This is a genomic window from Streptomyces sp. NPDC054840 (assembly GCF_053611065.1).
Genome location: NZ_JBSGZP010000774.1, coordinates 1 through 3199, shown reverse-complemented (window position 1 = coordinate 3199; position 3199 = coordinate 1). Strand labels below are relative to the sequence as shown.

Genomic DNA, 3199 nt, shown 5'->3' with positions numbered 1-3199 from the left:
ATTCTGGACGGTCCGCTTCTCGGGCGACCACGTCCTCCTGGAGCCCGGTTCCACCACGCCCGCAGACGTCGAGGCCGCCCGGTACCGCCTCCGACCTCGCCCTGTTCCTCCGGCGCCGCCTCCCGCCCACCGCCCTGCGTACCGAGGGCGACGCCGCCCTGCTCCCGCACCGGTTCTCACTCGTCCCACCGGTCCGAAGGCCCGGGCCGCCGGGCCCGGCCCGGGCAGGTCCCCGGATGCGGGCCCCCGGGCCGGAAAACTCGCGCGGCCACGTACCATGGCGGCATGTCCTTCCTCCGCCGCCACCGCGCCGCCACACCCGCCGGCCCGGACTTCGACGTCCTGGCCATGGACCCGGGGGACTGGCCGGGCAATCTCGGGGCCGGGCTGCTGCCCGCGCCCGACGGCAGCTGCCAGGGTGTCTTCCTCCGCTACGACCTCTTCGGCGGACGCGGCCCCGCGATGATCATCGGGAACCTCCCGGAGGGCTCCCCGGCCCGGGACCTCACCGACAGCCAGATCCCCTTCGAGGTGGCCCAGCTCCTCGACGCACTGGAGAACGACGAGGACGTCGAGGTCACCGGCGTCGAGGACTGCCCCGTCATGCAGGGCGACAACCTCCTCATCGTCCGCAAGGTCAAGCTGTCGGAGTCCCGCATCTCCTGCGTCCAGTTCGACCGCAGTGACAACGTGCTGGTCACCATCGCCAGCTGGGACCGCCCGATCACCGATGACCTCTACGCCCTCCTGAAGCCGCTTCCCGCCGAGCTCTTCCAGCAGGGCTGACCGTCCGCACCCCTGGGTGCGGGCGTCACGCGTCCGCGATGGCGTTCGCCGCCACGTAGCCGAACGTCATCGCCGGGCCGATCGTCGAGCCGGCGCCCGCGTAGCTGTGGCCCATCACCGCCGCGCTCGCGTTACCGGCCGCGTACAGGCCCGGGATCACCGAACCGTCCGGGCGCAGCGCCCGGGCCCGGGCGTCCGTCACGATGCCGCCCTTCGTACCGAGATCCCCCGGCACGATCTTGAACGCGTAGAACGGCGGGACCCAGACGGGCGCCAGACACGAGTTCGGGTGCACGTTCGGGTCCGTGTAGTAGTGGTCGTACACCGTGTCGCCCCGGTGGAAGTCGGCGTCGTCGCCGCTCCATGCCTGCGCGTTGAACCGGCCCAGCGTCGCCCGCAGCGCCCCCGCCGGGACCCCGATCTGGCCGGCCAGCGCGTCCCAGGTCCACGCCTTCTTCGCCGCGCCCGCCTGGTACCAGGCGTCAGGGAAGGGCAACATCGGCAGGATGTCCTTGAACAGGTACTTGTTGCGGTAGTGCTGATCCACGATCAGCCACGCCGGGATGTGCGAACCGACCGCGCCCCGGTCCCTGTCGTACATCACGTGCACCACATCGCTGTACGGCGCCGCCTCGTTGACGAACCGCGCGCCGTTCGCGTTCACGATCAGCCCGCCCGGCAAGGTCCGTTCGGCGAGGCAGAAGTACGGCTCCCCGGGCAGCGGGATCGACGGCCCCCACCATGCGTCCTCCATCAGCGCCAGCGAGGCCCCGGCGCGCTGACCCGCCCGGATCCCGTCACCCGTGTTCTCCTTCGCGCCCACCGACCACTGGGTGCCGATGGGCTGCTGCTGGTACTGCGCCCGCATCGCCGCGTTGTGCTCGAAGCCGCCCGAGCCGATGACCACCCCGCGCCGGGCCCGTACGGTTCCCCGTACGCCTCCCTGCTCCACCACCACGCCGGTGACCGCGCCGCCCTCCTGGACCAGGTCCACCAGCGGGCTGTTCAGCCACACCGGAACCCCGGCCCGCTGCAGCCCGGCGCGCAGCCCGGCCGCCAGGGCCTGGCCCATCGTCAGCGGCTTCTCGCCGCGCAGCGCCGCCTTCGTACCGCGCGCCAGGCACTCGGTCGACACGGCGAGACCCTTGGCGCTCACCGCCGCCAGGTTCAGCCACTTGTAGTCCTGGCTGAAGACCACCATCCCGGCCGGGACGGGCATGTACGCCGGGTTCAGGCGCGCCAGTTCGGCACCCAGGATGTTCCCGTCGATCTGGTCCGGCTCGATGGAGCGGCCGTTCGGCAGCCCGCCCGGCAGATCGGGGTAGTAGTCGCTGTAGCCCTCCATGAAACGGAACCTCAGCGGGCTGTTGGCCATGACGAAGTCCAGCATCCGCGGCCCGTTGGCGAGGAACGCGGCCTGCCGGTCGGCCGGCACCTCGGACCCGACGACGGCCGCGAGGTACGTCGCCGCCTTCTGCGGGGTGTCCGGCACCCCCGCGCCCAGGATCACCGCATTGTTGGGCAGCCAGATACCGGCTCCGGACCGGGCGGCGGAACCGCCGAAGGTCGGAGCCTTCTCCACCACCAGCACGCTCAGCCCCCCCCCGGGCGGCAGTGAGCGCGGCGGTCATCCCGGCCGCACCTGACCCGACCACGACGACGTCGTACTCGCCGAGCGGCGGCCCGTCCTGGGCGCCGTCGGCCCGGGCGGTGGCGGACGGCAGCACGGTGGCGGCGAGCACCCCGGCCCCCGTACCGGCGAGGACCGCGCGTCTGGAGGGGAGGGCGGCGGGGGTGGTGCGTGAAGCGCTTGCGGACATGGGCAGGCTCCAGCGGTGTGGGGAGGAGGGGAAGTGCCTCCAGCATTTCTGATGCTGAGTCAGAGAAGGTGTTCGGGGGATCATGTGATGTCAAGGCATCCGGCGCCCGCACCTGAGACCGGCCGTCAGCCCTGCGCCCGCGTCCGCGCGTCCAGATCCCTCACCTGCCGCTTGAGGGCCACCGTGCGGTAGCTCTCCTCCACCCACTCGCACAGCACCGGCGTGGAGGGTGCCCCCTTCTCCGCCAGCGGGACGGACACCCAGCCCGAGCGGCCCAGGCCGTATCCGGTGGGCTCCGCTCCCGGCGCAGCCATCGCGTGCCCGTGCAGCGCCTCGTCCTTGAGCTTGACGGACAGGCCGGGCTGCTGCGGACCGTCGGTGTTGCCCAGGAAGACGAAGATCTTCTTGTTCACCTTCACCACGCAGTCCTCGGGACCCCACGGATGGTCCTCCACGGCCTCCGGAAGGCCGAGGGCGAACTCCCGCACGGCCTCCCACTTGCGCACTCCGGACTTCATCAGCGCCTCCCGTCGATCGTCTCCCCACGCTAACGGAGCCGGGCCGGGCGTTCCCGTACCTGTGTATCCGTGAAC

2 protein-coding genes and 1 pseudogene are annotated in these 3199 nt (G+C 71.8%); 1 reads left to right on the top strand and 2 read right to left on the bottom strand.

The window, feature by feature from the left end; translation table 11 throughout:
• Positions 1-285: 285 nt before the first annotated feature.
• Positions 286-786, top strand: a complete 501-nt coding sequence (locus ACWGIU_RS33805; RefSeq protein WP_453711924.1) for a hypothetical protein — start codon at positions 286-288, stop codon at positions 784-786.
• A 25-nt stretch (positions 787-811) separates the two neighbouring features.
• On the opposite strand, the pseudogene kstD reads toward ACWGIU_RS33805, so the two are convergent.
• Both kstD and ACWGIU_RS33795 read right to left on the bottom strand, forming a co-directional pair.
• Positions 812-2606: pseudogene (gene kstD / locus ACWGIU_RS33800) on the bottom strand (3-oxosteroid 1-dehydrogenase).
• A 125-nt stretch (positions 2607-2731) separates the two neighbouring features.
• Entirely contained in the window at positions 2732-3124 is a 393-nt protein-coding gene (locus tag ACWGIU_RS33795) for an MmcQ/YjbR family DNA-binding protein (protein WP_453711923.1), read from the bottom strand.
• Positions 3125-3199: the final 75 nt, after the last annotated feature.

What these genes read in the sequence shown, in the direction of transcription:
- ACWGIU_RS33805 (WP_453711924.1), top strand. Translation starts at nt 286, where the DNA reads ATGTCCTTCCTCCGCCGCCACCGCGCCGCCACACCCGCCGGCCCGGAC.
- ACWGIU_RS33795 (WP_453711923.1), bottom strand. Translation starts at nt 3,124, where the DNA reads ATGAAGTCCGGAGTGCGCAAGTGGGAGGCCGTGCGGGAGTTCGCCCTC.